The sequence below is a fragment of the Brevibacillus antibioticus genome, from assembly GCF_005217615.1.
GTDB classification, from domain to species: domain Bacteria; phylum Bacillota; class Bacilli; order Brevibacillales; family Brevibacillaceae; genus Brevibacillus; species Brevibacillus antibioticus.
In genome coordinates, this window is record NZ_SZNK01000001.1 from 5,709,404 (window position 1) to 5,734,660 (window position 25,257).

At 48.8% G+C, this 25,257-nt stretch carries 21 protein-coding genes and 1 pseudogene; 10 read left to right on the plus strand and 12 right to left on the minus strand.

Features of this window, described 5'->3' with window-relative positions:
• Window positions 1–90: 90 nt before the first annotated feature.
• The 4 genes from E8L90_RS27450 to E8L90_RS27465 form a co-directional block, all read right to left on the minus strand.
• Window positions 91–2,979 carry an ATP-binding protein gene (locus E8L90_RS27450; protein ID WP_137032475.1) on the minus strand — a complete coding sequence of 963 codons (2,889 nt, stop codon included), beginning with the start codon at window positions 2,977–2,979 and terminating at the stop codon, window positions 91–93.
• A complete protein-coding gene (locus tag E8L90_RS27455; protein WP_137032477.1) occupies window positions 2,976–3,338 on the minus strand; it encodes a response regulator transcription factor in 363 nt (120 codons plus the stop codon). Before E8L90_RS27455 ends, E8L90_RS27450 begins: the two co-directional genes overlap by 4 nt.
• A 12-nt stretch (window positions 3,339–3,350) precedes the next feature.
• Window positions 3,351–4,973, minus strand: a complete 1,623-nt coding sequence (locus E8L90_RS27460; protein ID WP_137032479.1) for a GGDEF domain-containing response regulator — start codon at window positions 4,971–4,973, stop codon at window positions 3,351–3,353.
• Between the two features lie 111 nt (window positions 4,974–5,084).
• On the minus strand, window positions 5,085–5,570 hold the full coding sequence (locus E8L90_RS27465) for a hypothetical protein (protein ID WP_137032481.1): 486 nt from the start codon (window positions 5,568–5,570) through the stop codon (window positions 5,085–5,087).
• A gap of 77 nt (window positions 5,571–5,647) precedes the next feature.
• On the opposite strand from E8L90_RS27465, the gene E8L90_RS27470 reads away from it, so the two are divergent.
• Window positions 5,648–5,851, plus strand: coding sequence for a YwbE family protein (locus E8L90_RS27470; RefSeq protein ID WP_137032482.1), 204 nt, complete (start codon window positions 5,648–5,650; stop codon window positions 5,849–5,851).
• A 55-nt stretch (window positions 5,852–5,906) separates the two neighbouring features.
• On the opposite strand, the pseudogene E8L90_RS27475 reads toward E8L90_RS27470, so the two are convergent.
• The 3 genes and pseudogenes from E8L90_RS27475 to E8L90_RS27485 form a co-directional block, all read right to left on the minus strand.
• A pseudogene (locus E8L90_RS27475) lies at window positions 5,907–6,348 on the minus strand (NUDIX domain-containing protein).
• A 102-nt stretch (window positions 6,349–6,450) separates the two neighbouring features.
• Window positions 6,451–7,008, minus strand: a complete 558-nt coding sequence (locus tag E8L90_RS27480; RefSeq protein WP_137032484.1) for a cysteine hydrolase family protein — start codon at window positions 7,006–7,008, stop codon at window positions 6,451–6,453.
• Between the two features lie 214 nt (window positions 7,009–7,222).
• Window positions 7,223–7,771: a GbsR/MarR family transcriptional regulator gene (locus E8L90_RS27485; RefSeq protein ID WP_137032486.1), complete on the minus strand. Its 549-nt coding sequence runs from the start codon at window positions 7,769–7,771 to the stop codon at window positions 7,223–7,225.
• A 260-nt stretch (window positions 7,772–8,031) separates the two neighbouring features.
• Between E8L90_RS27485 and E8L90_RS27490 the strand changes: the two genes are divergently transcribed.
• The 3 genes from E8L90_RS27490 to E8L90_RS27500 are packed head-to-tail and all read left to right on the plus strand — an operon-like array spanning window position 8,032 to window position 11,044.
• On the plus strand, window positions 8,032–9,258 hold the full coding sequence (locus tag E8L90_RS27490; protein ID WP_137032488.1) for a quaternary amine ABC transporter ATP-binding protein: 1,227 nt from the start codon (window positions 8,032–8,034) through the stop codon (window positions 9,256–9,258).
• Window positions 9,255–10,100 carry an ABC transporter permease gene (locus E8L90_RS27495; protein WP_137032490.1) on the plus strand — a complete coding sequence of 282 codons (846 nt, stop codon included), beginning with the start codon at window positions 9,255–9,257 and terminating at the stop codon, window positions 10,098–10,100. Before E8L90_RS27490 ends, E8L90_RS27495 begins: the two co-directional genes overlap by 4 nt.
• A gap of 17 nt (window positions 10,101–10,117) precedes the next feature.
• Window positions 10,118–11,044: a glycine betaine ABC transporter substrate-binding protein gene (locus tag E8L90_RS27500; RefSeq protein WP_137033639.1), complete on the plus strand. Its 927-nt coding sequence runs from the start codon at window positions 10,118–10,120 to the stop codon at window positions 11,042–11,044.
• Window positions 11,045–11,098: 54 nt separating this feature from the next.
• On the opposite strand, the gene E8L90_RS27505 is transcribed toward E8L90_RS27500, so the two are convergent.
• The 3 genes from E8L90_RS27505 to E8L90_RS27515 all read right to left on the minus strand — a co-directional run bounded on the left by E8L90_RS27505 (window position 11,099) and on the right by E8L90_RS27515 (window position 15,030).
• Window positions 11,099–12,520 (minus strand): DUF1254 domain-containing protein, encoded by a 1,422-nt coding sequence (locus E8L90_RS27505; protein WP_137032492.1) that lies wholly within the window; start codon window positions 12,518–12,520, stop codon window positions 11,099–11,101.
• Between the two features lie 94 nt (window positions 12,521–12,614).
• Entirely contained in the window at window positions 12,615–14,099 is a 1,485-nt protein-coding gene (locus tag E8L90_RS27510) for an amidase (protein ID WP_137032493.1), read from the minus strand.
• A 79-nt stretch (window positions 14,100–14,178) separates the two neighbouring features.
• Window positions 14,179–15,030 (minus strand): helix-turn-helix domain-containing protein, encoded by an 852-nt coding sequence (locus E8L90_RS27515; protein WP_137032495.1) that lies wholly within the window; start codon window positions 15,028–15,030, stop codon window positions 14,179–14,181.
• 124 nt (window positions 15,031–15,154) lie between these two features.
• Between E8L90_RS27515 and E8L90_RS27520 the strand changes: the two genes are divergently transcribed.
• Entirely contained in the window at window positions 15,155–15,766 is a 612-nt protein-coding gene (locus E8L90_RS27520) for a DedA family protein (RefSeq protein WP_137032497.1), read from the plus strand.
• A gap of 9 nt (window positions 15,767–15,775) precedes the next feature.
• Here E8L90_RS27520 and E8L90_RS27525 read toward each other — a convergent pair whose 3' ends face one another.
• Together E8L90_RS27525 and E8L90_RS27530 are read right to left on the minus strand one after the other, a co-directional pair.
• Window positions 15,776–17,317, minus strand: coding sequence for a vWA domain-containing protein (locus E8L90_RS27525; RefSeq protein WP_137032499.1), 1,542 nt, complete (start codon window positions 17,315–17,317; stop codon window positions 15,776–15,778).
• A gap of 158 nt (window positions 17,318–17,475) precedes the next feature.
• Complete coding sequence (locus E8L90_RS27530) at window positions 17,476–18,555, minus strand: alpha-helical endospore appendage domain-containing protein (protein WP_137032501.1); 1,080 nt, start codon at window positions 18,553–18,555, stop codon at window positions 17,476–17,478.
• 250 nt (window positions 18,556–18,805) lie between these two features.
• Between E8L90_RS27530 and E8L90_RS27535 the strand changes: the two genes are divergently transcribed.
• The 5 genes from E8L90_RS27535 (at window position 18,806) to E8L90_RS27560 (ending at window position 25,252) form a co-directional block, all read left to right on the plus strand.
• Complete coding sequence (locus tag E8L90_RS27535) at window positions 18,806–19,870, plus strand: AAA family ATPase (RefSeq protein ID WP_137032502.1); 1,065 nt, start codon at window positions 18,806–18,808, stop codon at window positions 19,868–19,870.
• Between the two features lie 3 nt (window positions 19,871–19,873).
• Window positions 19,874–21,673, plus strand: coding sequence for a vWA domain-containing protein (locus E8L90_RS27540; protein ID WP_137032504.1), 1,800 nt, complete (start codon window positions 19,874–19,876; stop codon window positions 21,671–21,673).
• Window positions 21,674–21,794: 121 nt separating this feature from the next.
• On the plus strand, window positions 21,795–23,000 hold the full coding sequence (locus tag E8L90_RS27545; RefSeq protein ID WP_167497625.1) for a chromate transporter: 1,206 nt from the start codon (window positions 21,795–21,797) through the stop codon (window positions 22,998–23,000).
• 358 nt (window positions 23,001–23,358) lie between these two features.
• Window positions 23,359–23,958 carry a TetR/AcrR family transcriptional regulator gene (locus E8L90_RS27555; protein WP_137032508.1) on the plus strand — a complete coding sequence of 200 codons (600 nt, stop codon included), beginning with the start codon at window positions 23,359–23,361 and terminating at the stop codon, window positions 23,956–23,958.
• A 64-nt stretch (window positions 23,959–24,022) separates the two neighbouring features.
• A complete protein-coding gene (locus E8L90_RS27560; RefSeq protein ID WP_137032510.1) occupies window positions 24,023–25,252 on the plus strand; it encodes an MFS transporter in 1,230 nt (409 codons plus the stop codon).
• Window positions 25,253–25,257: the final 5 nt, after the last annotated feature.

The following is a 25,257-nucleotide window of genomic DNA, read 5'->3' on the forward strand; positions in this document are numbered from 1 at the left end:
AGCGCATGAATATACCAAGATTTTCTTTGGTAAAAGGGAAAAAAGAGGCCGCGCTTTCATCGCCGCAGCCTCTTTTTTCCATTGTCATCTTTACTGTTCGTCGGGAATGTAGATCTGTCCCGTTGCTTCCTGATTCGTGATGGCCTGCAAAATCGCTTTAGACAAGGTATCAGGATGATAAGGCTTGATCAAATAGCCGGTTGCCCCCAGATCAAATGCCTTTTTCTGTTCCTCAAAAGCACTGGAGATCACGATCGGAATCGTTTGTAAATCCGGGTTTTTACGTATCTCCTCAATGACCTTCCAACCACTCTCGCCGTCCTTCAAGATAAGGTCAAGCACGACAGCATCTGGCCGCAGCTGCTCGATTGCTGCTACTGCCTCAGACGCCGTAGAGAAGGAATTGACGCGGAATCCAGAGCTCGTCAGCTCATCGCGCAATAGTTCGGTTAAGTTCAAATCGTCCTCGACGATCACAACGTTCCTATTGCATTGACCGGTTGGAGAGACTGCCTCCTCTATCCTGACAAGATCGCCCGAGGACAAAGCGTGCTCAGCCAGCGGAAGGGTCACCGTAAATGTACTGCCCTTGCCCAATTCGGACGTAACGGCAACTTCTCCATGGTGCATTTGGACGATCTCCCGAACAATGGCGAGCCCCAATCCTGTACCACCGATCTCACGGCGATCCGAGTTATCTACGCGATAAAATTTGGTAAACAGGTGAGGGATGGCTTCGGAAGGAATCCCTAGCCCTTCATCCTGGACCTCCACGAGTAAGCGATTCCCATCTTGTCGACACCCCACCCGGATATGACCACCATGCGGGGAGTATTTGACGGCATTACTGATCAGATTCACAAATACTTGACGCAGCTTGGCCTGGTCCCCATAGACAACAGTTTGCCCCGCTTGCACATCGAGTTCGAATCGATGGAGAGGGGACTGGACTCGATAAAGTCCGAAAATATCCCGAATCACTTGATCAATCGCAACGTTCTCTAGCTCGTACGTTTGTCTGCCGGATTCCATGCGTTGCAAATCTAGAAAATCGTTGATGAGCGCAGTCAGACGAGTCGCTTCTTGATAAATGGTCGCTATGTACCGCTGTTGACGTTCGGGCTTGAGCTCTTTCGTTAACAGCAGCTCCGCAAAGCCAAGCACACTGGCAAGAGGGGTACGCAGCTCATGGCTGACCGTACTGACGAATTCTGATTTCATTTGGTCGATCTCGTATTCCTTGGTGAAGTCACGGTAAACGAGCAAGGTACTCCATTTCTCTTGGTTTCGGTACAGTGGCTCTGCATAGAGCTGAATATAGCGTACTTGCGGTCCGGTCGTCTGAAACACAATACTGCCTGAAGGAATGGCACCTTCGTCTAGAACGACAGCTCTGACATACTGAATCAGCCGATCAGGCTCTGAGGTTCTACTCTGTAGATGGGAAAGGAACTGTTCCAAGTCAAATCCTTGCGAAGCGAGCTGATGGTCGTAACACAAGAGCTCGCAAAAATTCCAGTTCACCTGAAGTGTTTCCCCACTTAGATCAATAAGCTGAATGCCTTCTTGAACAGAGTCGAGCATATCCTGTGTCATTTTACGCTGTCGCTCTGTCTCCTCAAACAACGCGAGCTTGTCGAGCGCCAAGGAGATCTGTTTGGCGAGTCCGATGATGACTTGTAGCTCCTGATCCGTGAATTTGCGATCGATTCGGGAGAGGATGATACATGCCACAAGGGTTTGATGTGCATCCAATACAGGAAGGTAGAGCTCGGAAGTGCGAGAGATTTCCTCCGTGTAGCCGCGCTCAGCATCTGTACTTTCACGGATCAAGACATAGGGCAGGTTCGTTTCCTTGATTCGCACGAGTGGACCGTCGTCCAATCCTTTTCGCAGTTTCTCCAGCACGTCCTGGGAAACGCCAAAGCTAGCAGCATCCCTGTCAGTGTTCAGCATGACGATGACACCCTTATCGGCATCCATGACCTCAGTTATATTGCGAATGATACTGGACAACAGCTCAGCTTTATCCAACGTATTCGACAAAGAGAGGATGAAACGGTTTTTCTTTTCCAAATACCGCTCATTTTCCTCCATCTTTCCCAAGGCTTCTTGCAGCTCTTCTTGCTGCATCATCAGCTCATCCTGCTGGGCTTGTAGCTCTTCGTTTTGCGCCATGAGAACTTCTTCTTTGGCTTGAATTTGCCTGATCAAATAGTTGAGGGAGCGGGAGAGCTTGCCGATTTCGTCAATCCTGTTCAAATCCTGCAAAGGAGGTGTACCGCCATTGGCAAACTGCTCAGCATCTTCGGATAGACGAACCAACGGTCTGCCGATATCCCGTGTGGTTTGAATGGTGACTACCACCATGATCACTAGCACCATCAGCGCATACACGATAAACCAGGTGCTTTGCTGTGACAGCTCTTGGAACAGTATTTGGTTTTTCATATACAAAAGCTGATCGTGTTCTTCCTGATACCGCACGGCGTATTTAAGCAGGTTGTTCACTTCCTGATTCACGCCACTGGACGAAACTTTTCGCAGAGATTCATAGTCTCCGTTCTTTGCATAACTTGAAAAAGTAGGAAACACATTGGCGAAAAAGTTCGTGAAGAATGACTCGACCGAAGCGACTAGCGTTTGTTCCTCCTGATTGAGCGGCAGCTTTTTGAATGCTTCTAGCGCTTGTTCCAACTTCTTTTTCTCAAGAAATAGCTCATTGTACTCGTATGGGCTCAAAAAAGCGTAATAACCCCTTGCGCGAAAAAAGATCTGGTTCGTGTGCTCAGCGATCTCTGCGACCAAATCTTGTTTTTGCTTGGTAGTGTGTATCGCTGCCTGGTATTCGGTAAATGCGCTGTTATTCAAATATTGAACGATGCCAGCGCCCGCAATCAACAGTGATAGAAAGAGAAGCATCATCGCCATGAAGCGACGAGTGATGCTTTTTCTGAAAATCGCCCAGAACCCGGTCATGCGAGCATTTCCTCCACTTTCCGGACAAGATCCATTGGGCTAAAGGGCTTTGGCATGAAGTCATCAGCACCAGCTGCTCGCATTTTCTCCTGTTCGGTATGCTGACTTTTTGCCGAGAGGATCAGGACCTTGACTGCCTTTTTATCGTCCATCTGTTTGAGCTGCTGCAATACTTCAAAGCCTGTCAGCTTTGGCATCATATAATCTAAAATAATCAAGTCGTACTCATTTTGACCGATTTTTTGCAGGGCTTCCTCTCCATCGCAAGCGATATCGAGCTCGTGTCCCTCGTCTTCGAGCGTGTCGCCAATCAACATACGTAACACGGGTTCGTCTTCGGCCAGCATAATTGTTGCCATCTTGCTACCCCCTTACAACATTCGCTTAACCAGTCGAGTGATGCGAGCCTCCAGTTCACGTATACGGAATGGCTTGGTCATATAGTCATCAGCACCGAGCTGAAGGGCACGGACAATGTCTTGCTCTTCCGTACGACCTGTTAGCATAATCACCGTATATTTCTTGGCATTCGGCAAATTCCGGATTTTCTGGAGAACTTCGAGGCCATCCATCTGTGGCATCATCCCGTCTAAAATGACGAGATAAGGCTCTTGTCCCTGATGCCAGGTGGAGTCAAAAAAAGCTGCTCCTTCTTCGTAAGTCTGGATATCGACGTGCATCCAACCGTCAAAACTGGTTTGAATGGAATCGGCAAGCATCACGCGAATCATCGGATCGTCATCAATAATGGCGACCTTCAGTTTTACCTTAGGGGAGTCATGTGTCTCTGTGATTTGAGCGGTTTCAATCCGGCGCCGCCCCGCATTTTTTGCAGCATACAAAGCAGTGTCCGCAGCTTCTACCCAATACGTATGCGGTTTAAGCGGATCATCTACCTGTACGATTCCACCGGAAAAGCTCAAAGAAAACGTTCCTTCAGGAGCAGCGAACGTAAGCGAACAAAAAGCAGAGAGCATTTGTTCCAGGCGTATCTTTCCTGTCTGTACAGTGGTACGCGGCATCAACAGGATAAATTCCTCTCCACCGTACCGGAATAAGACATCATGTTTTTCGGCGCTCTGCCCGATGAAAGCAGCAAAACGAGTCAGCACCTCGTCCCCGATCAGATGACCGTATGTATCATTGACCCCTTTGAAAAAATCAATATCCAAAAAGGCCAGTGAGAAGGGGGCGTTGGTTCGCTGGGCATCAGAAAGAAGCCGTTGGTACGTATCAACAAAAGAATTACGATTATTGACACCCGTGAGCTCGTCCAAAAACAAGATGCTATTCATCCAGCGCTTCCGGCGAAGCTGGCGTTCGAGGCGTACGACCAACTCTTCCATATCAAGCGGTTTGCACATGACGTCATCTGCGCCCAAACGATAGGCATTCAGACGGGTCTCCCGTTCGCAATCCAAGCTGATGATAGTGGTAGGCACGTATTGCTTCTTTATTCTTTCGCTAATCGTCTGCATCACTTGGAAGCCGCCTGTTTCCGGGATGTTCAAATCCAGAATGAAGCAGTCAGGATTCATGTCGTGAAAATAGTCGAGAGCCTTATGAGGATAGACCGTTGCGATGACAGACCAATTACGTTTTTCTAAATATTCCTTTAGATACATAAGTAGGGTAACGTCATCATCCAGGATGAGGACCAAAGGCTGTTGCTCACAAGGGGATTCCCGTTGGAGAGTGGGGTTCTCGATAAAAACTTCCTGTTCCGGGCGTTGTTCGTAACACAAGATGATCAACTCTTGCAAAAACAAGCGCCATTCACCGAGTGACCAATCCTTGGCAGGCATCTCTTCCATTCGATCCAGAAGGAGCTTGGACAGATCAGACAAGTCGGTCAAGCCAATGGTCCCGGATGTCCCTTTCAACGAATGAAGAAAGCGATATAATTCCTCATGAGAGACGGGAGACTTCTGGGCATACCATGTCTCGATCTGTTTGTGGATATTCGTAAGAAGTGTATCTCTGTACTTGATCATGTCGTATCGTCCCCCTGTATTGGGATGGCGCAAGCAGTCGGATCGCTTGCGCCCATTTGATCAAAACGTCTACGATTTGGTATGGTACATGTAGCAGGGAGGAGGAGGGGCTTATTGTTGCAGGGAAAATCCTTCTTCAATCAGATACTGCTCCGCTTCCACGTATGATTCAAAGGAAGCTTCGAGGTTCATCCCGTGGTATACGTTCCACAGCGCGTCTTCCTGTTGCAACAAGAGCGTGCGGTTTTGTTTATCGACCCATGTCTGCTCGAGTTGTTCAGCTGCTGCGGTGTTTTTAGGTGCTTCCTCACGTTTTTGGGAGAGAGAGTGGATCGACGCTTCTATAACTGTGCGCAGTTCTTCCGCCGAGAAATCACGGATGTTGATGAAGCCCTTATCGTCTTTTTGCTTTTGGTAGCTCTTCACAAAGCCGACGAACACAAAACCGTTGCCGTTCGGATGCAGATGATAGACCACTGTCTTTTTGTCATGCAGGCTTTCCTCATAATGAAAATTAACCCGTTTCAGGGAGACGTCATTCCGAGTCAGTTGTGGAAAAGATTCAATAATCGCTAGTTTTTCTTCAAAAGTAAGCATGGATTCCTCCGGTGAGATGGATTTGTTTGTAGATTATATCATAGGTGGGACATAGAACGAAAAAAGGAGAGGGAAAAATGAACGGAAAAAATCGAAAAGACATCACAGCGGGTCTTGAAGTCGAGATTGTATTGAAACAGGACCAACGCACTGGCAAGCGCACTCGTGGGATCGTCAAGGATATTCTGACGAACTCCAGCACCCATCCACATGGAATCAAGGTTCGTTTGACGGATGGACAGGTGGGGAGAGTGCAAGAGATCATCAAAAAAGGGGAGTAATCTTCTTTACGAAAAAACGGACAGGCCACATGGGCAACTGTCCGTTTTTTCATGATCAGTTCCTGTTCTGCAAATGCTCGATAGCTGGTAAGGCGAAGCAAGCCAAATTCGACGGAAGTGTATCGAGCGAAAACCAGCGCATGTCTCCAAGCGCCCCGCCTTCCTCTAAATTGCGTGCTTCTCCACTCAGGATCGTGACTTCGTAAATGACCGAAACCCAATGCTCCCCATTTTCCGGGCGGATCGTTTCTGCGGTGCACAAGAGGGACTTTACCTCGACATCGAGATTGACTTCTTCTTTGATTTCACGGATGACGCTCGTCTCCAGTTCTTCATAAGGGTCCACTTTTCCCCCGGGAATGCTCCACTTTTCCCCCGGGAATGCTCCACGTATCCTTCTCTGGATCTCTATTTCGTAAAACCAGCAAAATCTCGTTTTTGTCGTTTAGGATGACAGCTCCAACGCCCAATCTTGGTATAGCGATAGTAGTCGACATGGTTTCTCCCTCGATAGGCAGATTCGTTTCTTCTATAATAGCAAGTCCAGGACAAAACAAGAAACCGCCTAAGGAGACGGTTTCGAGAAGTTCAGCAAAACGTTAGCGGTAAGAATCATGGGTAGGGGCGAAGACATCCTCCGTTGATTCCCGCACCAAAATAAATGGCTCAATATTTCCTAATCCATGCAAGCATGTATTGTGATGGGCGATAATTTGTTCCGCAGACAGCACTTCATTGTCCGACGTAGAGTGTCCGTCTTTGACGAGCGTTACATCATAGCCGAGTGTCGTCGCTTTGCGGCAGGCACTGTCGATACAAAACTCGGTTTTGCACCCCATGATGACAAGGTGGTTAATTCCGAGCGCTTGTAGCTTTTCGTGCAGGTCAGTTCCGTGAAACGAGTCTGTCGCTAGTTTTCGAATCACCGTTTCTGATGGCAGAGGTGCGATCTCAGGATGGATGGCATTGTCGTCTGAACCGACTTCTCCGACATCATCATCCTGAACGTACAGCACAGGAATATCCTTGCTATAGGCATCTTCTCTTACTTTTTTCAATGTTTGGACAAGTGCAGACGACTGAAAAACAGGGCCAAATTGCCCTTCGATAATACCTACTTGCGCATCAATAATCAGTAGAGCTGTTTGTCGAATCAATCCATTTCCTCCTAGGTGAAAGGGGGTTAGTGTTGGTGTTCCCCTTTTTGGTTGTTTGGTACACGCACAGCTTTATAAGAACGTTGATTCCTGTCCTTTTTCATAACTGATCACTCCTTTCATCATAGAAGAGCGTGAATTCGCTCTGGATAATTGTACCACAAAAAAGACTCATTCCTATTGTAAGGAACGAGTCTTTTTCGATTGCGAAATCTTATGATTCATTTTCCTTTTTCGGTACAAACGCAAAGATATCATGCGATTCGAAGGAGTCGATCAAACGGGACAGCCACAGATAATACTCCAACCCATTTTCAATACGCTTGATACTGAGGTCCACACGCTCGCTGATTTCTTCGGAAAGCTCTTCGGATTGCTGGAGCGCGCGAAGCTCAAGGAGCGACTTTTTCAAGGCGTGTGCATTATGTTCACAGGCGTGACGCCACTTCACGGAAAAGAGGTCAATGAAGTTCTGGTACCAATCCAGATTGACCTCGTAATGATCCTTCCGTGTCCCTTTTTTCCATATCTTTTCTACCATATTTAAGTCCATCAATGTGCGGACGCCAGTACTCATGCTGGTTTTGCTCATGCCCAGTGCTTCGCCCATTTCATCGAGTGTCATTGACTTGTCCTGAAAGAGCAATGTGCCATACAGCAGTCCCGTTGACATGGTAATTCCATATAGATCCATGTTGCGAGCGAGCGTTTCAATCACGCGTTCCTGAGCTTTTTCGAGGATTTTTTCTTGATTGGTATCCATTTTGAAAAAAGCAGCTCCTCTAGTCATAGTAACCTGACTAGAATTGTACGTCTCCAAAAGCAAAAAGTAAATGGAGATATTGTACAGTATATACGTGATAAACTGAGAATACAGGAAGTAAAGTACGTAAAGTTTTTTCTGAACGCTGAAAATGCCCGATTATCCTGCCTCATCCAGTTTGAGGTAAAAAAATTGGCTGGTTACAATTGTAAGGGTAAAGAACAGTCCGGATGCCGGGCGTAATAGTTGGAGGTGACCATATGCCCAAGATCAAAGTAGAGAATTTGACCAAAATCTTTGGACGCCAACCCCAACGCGCATTGTCCCAGGTGAAGCAGGGGAAGACCAAGCAAGAAATCTTGAAGGAAACGGGTCTTACCCTTGGGGTGAATCAAGCGAGTTTTGAGGTGCATGCAGGCGAAATTTTCGTCATCATGGGGCTTTCGGGAAGCGGGAAGTCGACCTTGGTTCGATTATTGAACCGGTTGATTGAACCTACAGAAGGCAAGATCCTGATTGACGGTACGGATATCGTCAGTATGAACACCGAGCAGTTACAGGAAGTAAGAAGAAAGAAGCTGGGGATGGTATTTCAAAAGTTCGCCTTGTTCCCTCACAGGACAGTACTTGAAAATGCGGAGTACGGTCTGGAGATTCAAGGGATGCCAAAGTCCGAGCGTGAGGCAAAAGCGAAAAAGTCACTCGCACTTGTCGGGCTCGGTGGGTGGGAAGCAAGCTACCCGGATCAGCTGAGTGGCGGGATGCAGCAGCGTGTGGGCCTGGCCCGTGCACTCGCGAATGAACCCGATGTGCTGTTGATGGATGAGGCGTTCAGTGCCTTGGACCCGTTGATTCGCAAGGACATGCAGGATGAGCTGTTGGAGCTGCAGAGCACCATGCAGAAGACCATTATTTTCATTACGCATGACCTTGACGAAGCATTAAAGATCGGGGATCGAATCGCTCTGATGAAGGACGGTGCGATCGTGCAGATCGGCTCGCCAGAAGAAATTATGACCAATCCAGCAAACGAATACGTAGAACGCTTCGTAGAGGATGTGGATCGTTCCAAGGTGTTGTCCGCTGAAAAAGTCATGAAGCGAGCAGAGACGATCACATTGGACAGAGGACCTCGCGTCGCACTCCAAATGATGCGTGAGCGCGGTGTATCAAGTCTGTACGTAGTGGATAAACGAAAAACATTGCTGGGTGTGCTGACGGCAGACGCGGTAAACGGAGCGAAGGAAGCAGGACAGTCGCTGGAATCCGTGCTGCGAACAGAGGTACCGACTGTCGGACCGCAGACACTTCTCAATGAGATGTTTGACCTTGTTGCGTTTTCAGATATTCCTGTGGCGGTTACCGGGGAACAAAATCGTCTATTGGGCGTGATTGTAAAAGGAGCCGTCTTAGGTGGATTGGCGGGAAAAGTAAATCAACAAGTTCCAGAGCCAACGATTGAAGAGGGGCAGGTGAATCCATCATGAGTCAAAACCAACTTTTTCAGAAGCTGCCGCTCGACAGTTGGATAGAAACGATTGTAGATGGACTGGAAGAGCATTTGGGCTTCTTGTTCGACTTCATATCAGCTGGAATCGGTGGAACCGTGGACTTGTTTTCGTGGATTCTAACAGGAATCCCGTTTTGGGCCCTGATCATTTTGTTTACGCTGCTGGCGTATCGCGCTGGCAAAGTGGCAATGGCTCTTTTTACCTTCATTGGACTTCTTCTGATTCAGAATCTGGGTTATTGGGAGCACTCGATGGAAACACTTGCGCTGGTATTGACGGCAGGGTTGATCTCGGTGATTATCGGGATTCCCGTCGGTATCTGGTGCGCGAAGAATGATTCCGTGCAGAAGGTCGTCACACCGCTGCTTGATTTCATGCAGACGATGCCGGCGTTTGTGTACTTGATTCCTGCCATCTTTTTCTTCGGGCTCGGTAAAGTACCGGGGGTTATCGCTTCTGTCATTTTTGCGATGCCACCGACGATCCGTCTGACCAACCTCGGAATTCGTCAAGTTCCTGCCGATCTGATCGAAGCTTCTGAGGCATTCGGTTCAACCTATTGGCAAAAGCTGACGAAGGTACAGCTGCCGATTGCCAAGACGACAATGATGGCCGGGATTAACCAGAGCATTATGCTCGCGCTGTCCATGGTCGTGATTGCCTCCATGATTGGGGCGAAAGGCTTGGGGGCGGACGTGTATCGTGCCGTAACACAGATCAAGATTGGTGAAGGTTTTGAGGCGGGTCTGGCCATCGTTATTTTGGCGATTCTGCTGGATCGTCTCACGCAAAGTGTGGGAAAGAGAAAAAACGCGTAGGAGGGGTTTTCATGAAAATGAAAAAAGGCATCTTGAAAGGGATGGCAGTCGCACTCGGACTCAGTATGGTAATGGCAGGATGTTCAAACGCGGGAACACCGCAGGGAAATCAGCCTGCCGAGGGCAATACGGGTACGTCTGCACCGAATAGCGTTGGAGCTCAAGTGGATCATAAAATTATCGGAATCGATCCTGGCGCTGGTCTGATGAAAGCGACCGAAAAAGCCATGAAAGACTACGATCTGAAAGATTGGGAATTGGTGGAGGGCTCCAGTGCGGCGATGACGGCAGCTCTGACACAAGCCTACAAAGACAAAAAACCGATTATCGTGACTGGCTGGACGCCTCACTGGATGTTCTCCAAGTTTGAGATGAAATACCTCGACGACCCGAAAGGCGTCTTCGGGAAGGATGAACAGATTCATACCATCGTGCGTAAAGGACTGAAGGACGAGCACCCAAGTGCGTATGCGTTCCTCGACAAGTTTTCGTGGACACCTGCGGACATGGAAAAAGTGATGCTCGATATCGAGAGCGGCAAAAAGCCGGAAGAGGCAGCAGCCGAATGGGTAAAAAACAATGAGGCTACCGTCAACAAGTGGGTAGAAGGCATTCAGCCAGCAGAAGGCAAGAAATTGACGCTTGCCTACGTCGCGTGGGATTCTGAGATCGCCAGCACGAATGTGGTGAAGACGGTTCTGGAGCAAAAGCTGAAATACAAGGTGGAGCTTAGCCAAGTAGAAGCTGGCCCAATGTGGGTCGGTGTATCCAACGGCGATGTGGATGGAATGGTAGCAGCATGGCTGCCAACGACGCACGCAGACTACATGGAAAAGCTGGGGAAAGACGTAGAGGATCTCGGTCCAAACCTGCAAGGAACCAAGCTGGGATTGGCTGTTCCAACCTATATGGAGATCAACTCCATTGAAGATTTGAAGAAGTAACAGATTCAATACAGAAGGCACCGCTCTCGATGGGGCGGTGCCTTTTTCGTTGTGTTACGGTATTGGGTTGCTTTCCATGACAGCGGGCCAAGCGTGCTGTTTGTCCAGCGTCGCAGGCTCTGGTGCGAATACACGCAAAACGAGATTGAACGCGCCTTCTGGGAGCGGGAGCCAGTTGCCCTCCTTACCTTTGGGCGGTTGCTGTTGCAAAGACAGATCGAGGGAGCCATCCGGATTGTACGCAAGCGTTCCTGTATTGCTGCGAACTGATGCGCGATCAGCCGCTGTTTTGGCTAAAAACAACTGGTTGTCATAGACGTTGATCGACCAGAAAGCAGACGTCTGGGGAAGCTGTTCCTTTGTAAAATGCAGCCTATAGCTTTTGACTCCTGTAAGTGGTTTTCCTGATCCATCTGTCAATGCACGATAATAGGCTTCCTCGCTATGTACATTGGCCCCAATACCGGAATAGGCGATAAAGGAACGGGCGAGAAACTGGTTTCCATATGCGCCGATGGGGGAAAAGGAGCCCCATCCATTACGGAAGGTGGCGTAGCCGAGAAAGCCGTTTTGCACGATGGATGGGGCATCCTGTAAGGCACGCTGTAGACCCGCAAGTTTAGCTGGACCGAGCGCGGAAGGTTCAAAGCCTTTTTGGACATCGATCCCGGCTTGAGCGAATTGTTCGAGCAAGACGCGATCACATTCGGGCGGAGGATTGCTCTGGATCCACTTCGTCATGACTTGGAAAAAGGATAGGGATGACAACACATCAGGGGGAAGCGTTTCGGGAGCATGTGCCGTTTGCAATTTTGGGTGGACAGGGGCAATCGCGATTTGTTTTTCAAACGAGATAGCCTGTGGTAAATCAGCTTCACCCTTTACCTCGACACGGCAAATGAGCCAGACGGTATTCGTAGGGGCGTAGATCACAGGGATATGGGCAGGGGTAGGCCCTTTCCATTGGGGGCTTGCAATGATATATGGCCCAGCCTGCTGTTTGGTGGAACGATTGGAGATATTGCGAAACGTATTCGTGTAGGCATCCAGCATTTGCACGGTATAGTAGCGGTTTTGCGGATTGGCGGGGACAGACAAGCGGACGGGCGTCTCTGACAAATCCAGCCATGCGCTCATATACAATGTATCGGAGTTCGGCGTCACAATATCCCGATAAGCTGGGGAAGCGAGTGTGTCCGCATAGTAAAACTGGTTGATTGGCGCCCGATTTTTGACCATGGCTTCCATCGTTTTGGCGGACATCACTAATGGATAGCCGTAGATGTATGCTTGAATGCCGAGCGAATAGGCAAGCCGCTCCTGCGATTGAAGAAACGACTTCGATTGGAGGAGAGGTGACTGTTGAACAGATGGAGCATTTGTTGTTTCTTTTGCAAAGGACAGGCCGGACAGGTGAAGCGTCATGCAGAGCATAGAAACAATCAGTGTCAGGCGCTTTTTCAATAATGGAAGCATAAAGCCCCTCCTCATTACCAGAAATGGGGTTCGTACTGGTAGTTTTCTTCATAGGAAAGGGGCTTTATGCAAGTTGGACTGGAATATTTTATTCTCAATGCGGCTCCATAGAAATTTCAGGTGCCCGCCACTCTGGGCAGGTCGCATATAGTTTCGACGCTCCCTGAAGCAATTCCCTATCACGCCAGCGCTTGCCCACACACTGTATGCCAATGGGGAGCCCTTGCTCATCAAAACCAATCGGCAATGTCACGACAGGACTTCCGGTGACATTAAACAGACTCGTATAAAAAGTCGTAGCGGCCCAGTAGTTTTGCGGGTTCTCGTCTACGTACAGCGGTTTGGTGTAAAGCGGCTTGTAGCCCCACATTTTCGATTTTTCCAAATGTGGAAAAGCTGTCGTGCAGCTAACCGGACACAAAAACAAGTCACAGTCTGCCATAAATTGCTCGAAGCTGCGAATGAGCTGCTCCCGGATAGTTAAGACACGCATGTAGTTTTTGAACGTCAGCGGGATGAGCATGGTAGCCGAGGGAATTTGGCGATAAATCGGCATGGTCAGGAGATGTGCCAATCCTCTCATCAGGGGAGGCGTCGTAGAGTTTAACTCCGCGTCGATGATTTTTCCCCATGTTTCCCAAGTTTTGCGTACATCCAAAGGTGGTGCCGTCACTTGTTCTACGCGCATGCCTTGTTGCTCTAGCTCTTTGACAAAGCGACGCAACTGATTGCGAATGGCTCTACTCGTCGGGTAGCCGGGCAACTCCTCCATCCAGCGAATGTGCAGGGGCTGATCATGAAGAGGAGGGGGCAATACTTGTGGGCCATGAGGCAAGCCAGCGTTACCGTTATCACCACTAATGATGGAAAACGCCACTTCCAAGTCTTCAATTGAACGGGCAACAGGCCCATAGCAGGCCAGGTGGCGAGACGAGGTATAATCAGACATTCCTTCAAAGCCGGGCATGTGCCCTCTTGCTGGAACGGCTCCTTCTGTCGGCTTCAAGCTAAGTACGCCACAGAAATGAGCCGGAACACGCAACGAACCGCCAATGTCACTGCCAATATCCAAATAGGAAAGCCCGGCAGCAACTGCGGCTGCCGATCCTCCGCTGCTTCCGCCTGTTGTTCTCTCCAGATTCCATGGATTATTCGTTCGACCGTAAATATCATTGTCTGTTTGCATGTCCATCAGAAGAGGAGGGACATTCGTTTTACCCAGTATGATGGCTCCTGCCTGCTTCAGTCTGCTAACAATTGCCGCGTCGTGTTGCGGAATGTAGCCTTTGAGAGGTGTGAAACCAGTAGTAGTGGTGAGTCCTGCTGTAGCAAAAGAGTCTTTGATTGTGATGGGTACCCCGTGAAGAGGCCCGCGATAGATGCCTTCCCCTATTTCTTTGTCTGCTTGTTTGGCTGCTTCGATCGCAGATTTTTCGTCAGAAGCGACGATGGCGTTCACTTTGCCATTGAGGAAGTTGATTCGTTTAAAGGTATGCCGAGTAGCTTCCTCGGCGCTTATTTTCCGCTCGCGAATCCAAGTGCCCATCTTTGTTGCTGTCAAATCGGTCAGTTCTTTCATGCGATTCACTCCTTTTCACACGTCCAGCGTACGATAGGAGAACGAGGAAAACTTGATCGAAAATGCGAATCGTTACCGACTATTCTCTGGCTAGAACGGGTATATAAATGAAGCAAAGCGAATCAGGATGGTCAATTCCGAGAAAGCGGTGATCGTAGTATTCAAAATCGTATCGGGCAGAAAACTGGTCGGATGCGTGTGTCATCCAGCTTCCGTAAATGTATTGATACGTCAGCTTGATATTTTGCACTGGTCCTTTGTGAGGGAACACAAGATAACTAGATGCAGGCAGTGTGAGTGATTCCAGCCCATCTGTGCCATCATGCTCCGGAGCTTGCATGCTAGCAAAATAAGAAAAGCTCAGCTCCAGCCCAAAAGCATCGGGGTAGCGTAAGACACCATAACGCTTTTGACTTTGCTGCACGCCAATTTTCTGCCCTAACTCGTTCCAGCAATGGAAAAAATTGTGTAACGAACAAGTAACCTGGGAGTAGCCTGCGAGATGAAGTGCTTCGTGGGCAGGGACATAGATAGGCTCAATGGACTGCCGCTGAATATTTTCCAAGTACGGTAACTCCATTCGCTCCAACATCATGTATCGCGGCATTTTTCCAGAGCGGCGAAGTGCAGAAGGAGGCAGACCAAAGCGTTTGGTAAAGGCGCGAGTAAAGGCTTCGTGGGAATCAAAGCCATATGTAAAGGCGACTTCTGTCACACTCTTTTGTTCGAGCGACAGCGCTTTGGCAGCCTCGGTCAAGCGTCTCTTCGAAATGTACTGGCCGACAGTTTCTCCTGTCACGTGGAAAAACAAACGTTGAAAATGGTACTTGGAATATCCGGCGGCTGATGCCACTTCGTCGAGTGTGACTTTTTCCGTTAACTGCTTTTCGATAAAAGAAAGGGCGTATGTTATTTGTTCTATATAGTTCATGGCGTCACCTGAAAAAGGAAATAAGATCTTTTTTAGGATACCATATGCCCTGACCTGGTTTTTTGTAAAAAAAGCCAGCATGTCAAAGAATAGGGAGAGAATACAATAAAATAGGATAACGTTATTGGAGGTAGCCGTGGAGCAACATCTCGATCTTTTTTTGATGAAATATGGATATGTCGGCATCTTTTTTTCGCTCACACTCGGTGTTGTAGGGCTCCCCATACCCGATGAGGTACTAATGACGTATGCTGGCTACGCGGTTTCTCGCGGTGTTTTGCATATGCCATTAACGGTGCTGAGTGCCTTTTTGGGAGCGGCAGTAGGGATTTCGGTTAGCTATGCCATCGCGTGGAAGTGGGGGCTACCGTTGCTTATGAAGGTTGGACCGTACTTGCATATTACGCCGAAAAAAATAGAGTCAACCCAAAAGCTGTTTGCCAAGTACGGTCCATACCTGCTGCTCATCGGCTATTTTTTGCCTGGCGTCCGTCATATTACCGCCTATTTGGCAGGAGTTTCTGCGATGGGGTTTCGACGGTTTGCTATTTTTGCTTACGCCGGCGCATTTCTTTGGAGTGTCACTTTTTTACTGTTGGGACGGGCGCTTGAGAAAGAGTGGCTCAAGGTCGTCGTTTATATACGTCATTACGGCATCACATTTTTGCTAATCGGTTCGGCGATTGGAATAATGGTTTATATTTGGATGTGGTACAGGCACGACACTAGAGCCTAGGAACAAGCATTAGTTCCTGCTGATTGCCATGCTATCTTTAACCAAGCGGACAAATTCGAGCTGTTCCTCTCCGGTAGCTGTGGCTTCCGCCAGTTTGAGTACATCGGGAAGGGAGCTTCTTTCGGCATAAGGACCCTCCCGCAATATTTCCCCGTATTCTGCTACAGCAGCAAGGAACGTCACATCAGGAGACAAGGCATTTTGCACCTTCACGGGCTCGGAGATTTCCTCTACTTTTTGGGAAGAGGCATTATGATAGCGCACGCGAACCGTCCCGAGGTCTGTATGGACAGGGGTTGAGAGCTTCACTTCATAAAGAGCGGTCACACTATGGCCAGCGCCGACTTCACCCGCATCTGTCTTGTCGTTGCGAAAATCCTTGTCGCGGACATCGCGGTTCTCATAACCGATTAAGCGATACGAGTCTACCTTCTTAGGGTCGAATTCTACCTGAATTTTCACGTCACGAGCGATCGTTTGGAGGGTGCCCGTTAATGATTCCATAAAAATGCGGCGAGCCTCGGAAAACGTATCGATGTAGGCGTAGCTGCCTTCCCCTTTATTCGCTAATTGCTCCATCAGGACATCATTGTAATTCCCCATGCCAAAGCCAAAGGTGCTCAAGTAAATGTCTTTTCGTGCATAGTCCTCGATCGAACGCAAAATGCCCTCCGCCCCTGTTTCTCCTACATTGGCCACACCGTCGGAGCATAAAATCACCCTGTTAATGGCACCAGGCTTGAAGGCGCGGGCCGCCATTTCATAACCAAGCACGAGTCCTTCTTCCGCATTGGTGGAGCCTTCGGGTTGCAGTTGATCGATGGCTGATAAAATCGCATGTTTGTCCTCGGCAGAGGTTGGGGGCAAAAGAACGCGTCCCTCTGATCCATAGACGACGAGCCCTACTGAATCTGTAGGTTGGAGTTGATCGACAAGAACATGTAAGCTTTTTTTCACCAGCTCTAATCGGTTTTCCTGATTCATCGAGCCAGATACATCAATGACAAAGACGAGAGTAGCGGGCTTTCGCTCTTCTGCGCGTAATTCCTTTCCTTTGATCCCGATTCGCACTACTTGAAGATTTTTTTGAAAGGGTGAGGGGCCACTATCGGCCTGAATCGCAAATGTCTGATTGGTAGGCGCGGGATACGAGGTGGGGAAGAAGTTGATGAATTCCTCCACCCGAACGGCTTCTGCTAGCGGGAGATTCCCGTCTTTTATAAAATTGCGCATCATGGTGTAAGAGGCGCTGTCCACATCAGCGGCAAAAGTAGACAGGCGGTCCTTCGCCGTAGGGACAAATTGGTTGGTGCCGTAATCTTTGAAGTACATGTCATTGGGGAGAGGATCGCCCGATTTTTTCAGGGCGTAATCAGCTAGTTGGCTGGGAGGACTTGGACTGGAGGCTACCTGATTGTTTTGACCTTGCTCAACAGATGCTGTTGCTTTGTTTCCACTTTCGCTTCTTGATAAGAACTGCTCGCTCGAGCTGCATCCGATCAAGGATGTGACCAATAGGGTGATGCCACTGGCTTTCATAATTTTTCTCATCTTTTGTAATTCCCCCTTTGCCTATGTGACGTGGTAAAAAAAGGAATGTTACATAAAGAGGAGAAGTAGGCTTGTCCGCAGCAAGAGCTTCACTCGCAACGACAGCCAGAATCAAGTCGTAGCTGCGGCTCCGAGTGGAGAAATGATTTATGTGTGGATCAGTCGGCAATCTTCACTAAAGTGAGGAAGCTGGTCACCGTCGTCGTTCCGTCTGCGAAGCTTTGCAAAAACTGGTCTGCGATACCTCCCGTACGGAATATGTCTACGATGTCACCTGCTACTAATCGGGTGAAAGAGGTAACCATGCCGATTGCATTCCCATCCCCTGCACTATCCGAACTGCTTGAGGTTCCGGCAGAGCCCGTAATATTGGCGCCATTCCTTCTGATAATGAAAGACACCTCACTAGCCTGTGCAGTAGTAACACGATAGCTGATGAGATAGATGCCGCTTGCAGGTACGGTCACTTGCCCGCCAGCGAGCAAAAAGCCAAGTGAATTGTCTGCATTCACCACATTAAGCGGGACGATCGTATTGGGCGAAATATCGATAGCGGAGGATAGCCAGAAGTTACCGAAAACACTGGAAATAGTACCTGTAGCACCCGTTACACCGGTGGCTCCTGTAGCACCAATAGTGCCCGTAGCGCCATCAGCGCCCGTAGCACCAGTAACGCCCGTGGCGCCTGTAGCACCCGTAGCACCAGTAACGCCCGTGGCGCCTGTAGCACCCGTAGCACCAGTAACGCCTGTAGCACCCGTAGCACCAGTAACGCCCGTGGCACCTGTAACGCCCGTAGCACCAGTAACGCCCGTGGCGCCTGTAACGCCCGTGGCGCCTGTAACGCCCGTAGCCCCTGTTGCTCCTGTTCCACCTGCTCCGGTGGCTCCTGGTAGACCAGTTACTCCAGTGGCTCCCGTTGGTCCTGTAAGACTAGCAATAAACGGTGCTGTTAATACAGAATTCAGCTTGTTGTTCAGCAGAATTTCTTTCTTTGTTATCTCTCTGAGCGTATTTACTACACTAGAATTCACGTTCAGCAAATCACTTATGGTTGCAGGGGGACCTGTTAATCCCGGAAGCGTACCAAGGACATATTGAAGCTTTTCCGCCTCAGCGTTAATGATATGACTTAAACCAAGCTCTTCCAATGCGATGGATGCGAGTAGCAAGTTTGCGACTTGGCTTTGTGTGATAGTAATGAGCGGCGTAATGTTGGGGATATTTACTTGTGACAAATGAAACGTCCTCCTTCTTTCTCCATGTCTTTTCATCCTATTCCGACACTGTGCATGAGGGGATTGGTCGGTGTCATTGTTTTTAATCAGGTACGGTTTACCATGTGATGCCTTTCTTTCTTGCTCCTTAATCAATCTTCTTGTAATATTAGGAAATATTTGTGGTGTGACGGTCGCTCTAGTCAATGGAAATCAATTACGAAAAGAGGTAGATTGCCGCAAAAATCAATCAAACAAGTGAGGGTATGAAATGAATCTAGGAATCCAAGTCACGCAAAAGCAACTAATGGATGTGCTGCTAAACGTTGCGGTAGCTCGTCCCGTATTTATTTGGGGCGCACCGGGAATAGGCAAGTCGTCTCTCGTCGAGGCGTTTGCCGAGCAGGTGGGCCTGCCTTGCGTATCGTTATTGGGTAGTCAGCTGGCACCTGAGGATATTATTGGTGTCCCACAGATCGTAGACGGGAAAAGCAGATTTTGCCCACCTGCGCAAATTGCGCGAGAAGAACCGTACTGCTTGTTTCTTGACGAATTGAATGCATGCTCGCAAGAAGTGCAAAAGGCGTTTTATAGTCTGATTCATGAGCGGAGAATCGGCGATTATCATCTGCCAGAAGGGTCCATTGTGATTGGAGCAGGAAACCGCGCGCAGGATAGCGCGATTGTCAAACCGATGTCGTCTGCTCTGATCAACCGGATGTTCCATGTCCAATTGCTAGTTTCGTATGAACAATGGATGAAGTGGGCGTACAGCAACGGCATTCATTCCTACGTGCTGCAATTTTTAGAGGTGCGCCCGGACTATTTGTGGTCACAGCCACCGAAGAGCGAGGAACCGTTTTCTACTCCGCGTTCATGGCACATGCTCTCTGATGCCCTGAACGAATTCGGTGAAAACTTGACGACAGAGATGGTGGGGGTACTGGCCTACGGATGCTTGACACCCCAGCATGCTGCTCAATTTCGGGCTTTTCACAAGAATATTCAGGGTAAATACCAGCTCAACCGTATTTTGGAGGGAGAGGCTTCTTTCCCGACGGCCCCAGAGGATCGGGACGTCCTGTATTTTCTGGCCGATTCTTTCCGTTCGCAGATCAAAAAAGAACTGCCAGCGGATAAAGCCTCCGTTGGGGAGCAGCATAAACGGTTTGCGCACCGAGCGAAGGGTCTCTTGAAGGAGCTCGCGTCCATCTCACTGGAAATGGCACAGATGATAGTGGCGCGACACGAGGATGGCGACGGATTGCCAGACTGGTTCGTCGTGGAGGTCATTCGTGATTTACCGCGATTGGCCATGGATAGGAAGGGCAAATAGCTAATGGCCCGAGGAGTTAAAAACGACCCGTCGACGCAAAACTACGAGCAGGCCGTCCATTTTTTGGGTCATCACCCGATGTTTGGTCCCCTGTCCTCGCGAGCGCACTTTATACGTTCCGAGCGAAGTATTTGTCCAGATAATGGTTGGGTAGTCGTGACCCGGGAAGGCAGCTTGTACGCTCATCCGAAGCGCAGAGGGGAAGTTGGGGAATGGATTTATGTTCTCGCACATGCGCTGCTGCATTTGGGCTTCGGACATTTTGTGGAAAAAGAGCAGCCAATTTTGTGGAACATCGCATGCGATTGTTATATTACGCGTTTTTTGAGAGACATGAAGCTGGGGAAGCCTCCTGCTGAAATGGCCTTTGAGCTGGATAAATCGGGAAAGAGCGAAGAAGAGCTGTATGAATGGTTCGTGGAGCATGGGGTGCCGGAGCATTTGAAGTTGTATGGAACGGGCGGAGAAAAACAGGCAGACATGCTTTTCTCAGATAAATATGTCCGGTGCACCTACAATCGAGATGTGAAGTGGGAGCGCCTTTTGGGGATCGGGCTGGCGCAAGCGGTGCAAAGTGCTGTCAGCGTAGCGGGCGGCTATTCCGATGCTCTCGGGAATGAAGAGAACCAGCTGTCTGAGGCACAAAAGGCCAAGCGCTGGTTCATCAATCATTATCCATTACTAGCTTCGTTAGCGAGTCATTTCACGATTATCGAGGATTCGCAGATCTGCCAACGGCTGCAAATCTCGGTGGCAGCCATTGATGTCACATCCAACGAAATCTTCATCAATCCTGCGGCGGGCTTGGATGAAGAGGAATGCAAATTCGTGATGGCACATGAGCTACTGCACGCAGGACTTCGTCACCACGAACGCTGCCAGGGGCGCGACCCATATTACTGGAATGTCAGTTGCGATTACGTGATTAATCAATGGCTGATGGAGCTCGGTGTCGGACGTTTTCCGCAAATCGGCGGACTGTACGACCCAGACTTGAAGGGACTCTCGGCAGAGGCGATTTACGATCGGATCGTGACGGACATGCGGACGTATCGCAAGCTTTACACCTTACGAGGAATCGGTATGGGTGATATTCTGGATGGCGACGATCCGCGTTTTTGGGAAAAGGGTCCGGGAACGACGCTGGATGACTTTTATCGCAATGCGATGTCGCAAGGCTTGATCTACCATCAGGAGAAAGGGAGAGGGCTTTTGCCTGCGGGCTTGGTAGAAGAGATTCGCGCCTTGGGGCAACCGCCTATTCCGTGGGATGTTCAGCTTGCTCGTTGGTTTGACGAGCATTTTCCGCCGTTGGAAAAGAGTCGCACGTATGCAAGGGCAAGCCGCAGACAGTCCTCAACACCCGACATTGCCCGTCCTGCCTGGAGCTTTCGGGAAACGGATCGGCTTGCACGCACATTTGGCGTCGTGATCGATACATCCGGCTCGATGGATACCAAGCTACTCGGCAAAGCATTGGGAGCGATCGCGAGCTACAGTGAAGCGCGAGATGTTCCGTATGCGCGCGTGGTCTTTTGTGATGCGCAGGCGCATGATGCGGGCTACCTTTCTCCTGAGGACATTGCAGGTCGTGTCAAAGTCAAAGGACGCGGGGGAACGATCCTGCAGCCGGGCATTGACATGCTGGAGAAAGCAACTGATTTTCCGAAGGACGGACCGATTTTGATCATTACCGATGGGGAATGTGATCGGATCAAAGTAACTCGTAGTCATGCCATCATGCTGCCGAAGGGGAGTAACCTGCCGTTCGTGGCACGAGGACCGGTATTTCGGATGGAATAGCAGTGTTTAGGCTCCGTATCGATACGGGGCCTTCTTCATGATCTTTTTACAATGAAAGGGTAGGAAAAGCAATAAAATAGCTTGTATGATGAAGCGAAAAGCGAAAGAGGTGTACAGCGAAGTGAAGAATAATCTCCTGGAAGAAACCGGGCACCAAATAAGTAGATGGAAAGCTGTGATTGAAGTTCTGCTCGTTTCTGCCAAGCTGGGATTGACTTCATTCGGTGGTCCCATCGCGCATCTCGGTTATTTTCACAACGAATACATTCGACGAAGAAAATGGATGGATGAGCAAAGCTACGCTGACTTGGTTGCGCTTTGTCAGTTCCTCCCTGGTCCCGCAAGCAGCCAGGTAGGGATCGGTATTGGGATCATGCGAGCCGGATTGTGGGGAGGGGTTGCTGCATGGATTGGCTTCACTCTGCCTTCGGTATTGGCGCTCCTGCTATTTGCGTTCACTCTACAAGGAGTGGACAGTGGCAGTGCTGCTTGGATTCACGGTCTAAAATTAGTAGCTGTCGCGATTGTTGCTCATGCCGTATGGGGGATGGGTCAAAAGCTGGCCCCGGATCGAACACGGGTGACGATTGCGATCACCGCTACTGCCATCACGTTGTTGTGGCATTCTGCATGGAGTCAGGTCACAGTCATGATTCTAGCGGGAATAGCAGGATTGCTTATCTTTCGGCAGCAAAAAGGTTCGGATCTCCCTGAATTTCGTGTGCCGATCAGTCGTGGACTAGCCATTGCGTGCTGGATGGTTTTTTTCGGACTTTTGCTTGTGCTGCCCATCCTCCGAGAGAGCACAGGCTTTTCCTTAGTAGCGTTGTTTGAGAGCTTTTACCGAGCGGGCTCACTTGTCTTTGGCGGAGGTCATGTCGTATTGCCTTTGCTAGAGAGGGAAGTGATCCCGACAGGCTGGGTAACGCAAGAAGCGTTTCTGACGGGCTACGGGGCTACACAAGCAGTACCGGGTCCATTGTTTACATTTGCCGCTTATTTAGGAGCATTGATTGCAGGTGGAGTCGGTGCGATAGTGGCTACTATAGCCATTTTTCTACCGGCCTTTTTACTCGTCATCGGCGCATTGCCGTTTTGGAATTCCTTAAGGAGAAATTCCAAGATCCAAGGAATGCTTATAGGTGTGAATGCAGCGGTCGTCGGTATTTTACTCGCAGCCTTGTACGATCCGATTTGGACAAGTACCATTCTTGCCCCGATGGATTTTATCGTAGCGGCTATTTTGTTTATCATGCTGGAGCACTGGAAGCTGCCGCCATGGCTGGTTGTGGTAACCGGGGCATTGTACGGTCTATTGCTTTCTTAGACTGACAGGTCTCACGAACCAATAAAGCTGGTGAGAAGAAAAAGCACAGAACTCGTAGACCTTGACAACGCCTACCCAGTCGGAACTTCCAAAAGAGGACCACGCTTGTCGAACACTTCTTCCTTGAGAAACTTCCGCCCGTAGGGTGGCTTTGGCTCGACGGTCCCCTTTTGGAAGTGTAGACGGACAGTCAATCCCCCAGTTGGCGTGTCAGAGTCGTAGAGACCTGTGCTTTTTCTTCTCCTCCACTATGTTGACTCAAACCCAAATGCTCTTCAGGTTTGCCAACTATGTATGTAACGCTTATAATACTGAATGAAAGTTCAGTATTATAGGGTGGGAAGTTGGTGAAGAACCGTTGAATAAAAAGAAGCAGCAAACAGAGCAGACAAAGAAGAAGATAGCGGACGCGTCCAGAATTTTATTTATGCAAAAAGGCTACAAGGCCACATCAATAGAAGATATCGTGAAAGCTACTGGATACAGCGGCGGCAACATTTATTATCATTTCAAGAGCAAGGAAGGGCTGTTTTTACATCTGATTGAAGCTTGGAACAGGGAATGGGAAGAGCAGTGGCTGGCAAAGGAACAGCTCTATACGACCTCGATCGATAAATTGTACGGAATGGCTGAACATTTTGCGACCGATTTTATGAACCATCCGCTGACCAAGGCTGCTGATGAATTTTTCGACATGTTGGAGAAGCCTTCGGATGTGGAGGAGCGTATCAACGAAATGATCCAAGGCTATATTGACTTTAATCAACAGTTGCTCCAGAAGGGGATCGATAACGGCGAATTTGAAATAACGAATGTAACCGGAGTCGCTATTATCTTGGACAGTCTGATGTTTGGTTTAAATCAACACTCGCGCCGAATGGAACGAGAGGAAGCGCTGGCAACTTTTCGGTTAGCGATGGATGTGTTTTTATTTGGAATTGCCAAACCGTCCCGCTAGTTTTTTTACGCGACTATCTAGAATGGATATTCAGTATTTAGGTAATGGATTGGAGGGATAGGAAATGGCTTTATTATTAAAAAATCAGGGAGCCTTATTGATTCTGATGTTTAATATTTTCCTTGTCTTTACGGGAATCGGGCTTGTTATACCGATTATGCCAAAGTACATGGAGAGTTTGGGAATTACCGGGGGGACTATTGGCCTGTTAGTTGCAGCCTTTTCGCTAACGCAGCTTCTTTTTTCCCCCATTGCCGGGCGATGGGCCGATTCATTCGGAAGAAAAAAGATCATTGTAATCGGCTTGGTTGTGTTTGCGATCTCAGAAGGGATGTTCGGTATAGCGAATTCTCCAGTCCTGCTGTTTGTTTCTAGGATGTTAGGCGGCATCAGTGCCGCACTGATTATGCCGGCCATAATGGCTTATTCAGCAGATATGACAACGAATGAAGAACGAGCGGCCGGGATGGGGTATATTACGGCAGCCATTACGACTGGTTTTATTATCGGTCCAGGCATTGGAGGATACATTGCTGAATTTGGTATTCGCGTACCTTTTTATACCGCAGGCATTGCGGGACTGATTGCTGCATGCATCACGTTATTCATCCTCAAGGAATCGAAACCTACGGAAGATTCATTATCTGACTCTCATTCTAGTGAAAAACAACGAAGCGGTCTTCTTTCCCAGTTAATGCACTCCTATCGAGAGCCTTATTTTTTCAGTTTGATCATTGTGTTTGTCATGTCTTTCGGACTGGCTAATTTTGAAACGGTCTTTTCCTTGTTTGTCGACCATAAGTTTGGATTTGAGCCGAAAGATATCGCGTTTATCATTACATTCGGGTCAATAGCAGGCGCAGTAGTCCAGCTTACTGCCTTTAGCTGGATTATGAATCGCTTTGGCGAGAAAAGGGTCATTTCAGTCTGTCTGCTCTTTGCTGGTTTGTTTATTGTTCTGACGCTTTTTGTTCACGGATTTTGGATGATTTTTGCCGTTACCTTTATCGTATTTTTGGCGATCGATATTTTGCGACCGGCCATCAGTACCCAAATGTCGATGCTTGCAAAGGATCAACAGGGGTATGTTGCTGGTCTTAACTCAGCCTTTACCAGTCTTGGCAATATTGCAGGTCCTATCGTAGCTGGATTTTTATTCGATATAGATATCAACTATCCGTATGCGCTAGCGTGTATGATTTTGCTTATCTGTTTTGTCTTATCACTGGGAGTTAAAAATCGCAACCTGAAGGATGCCAAGGTGGTTTCCAGACAATCGTCCATTCATGGATGATAAAG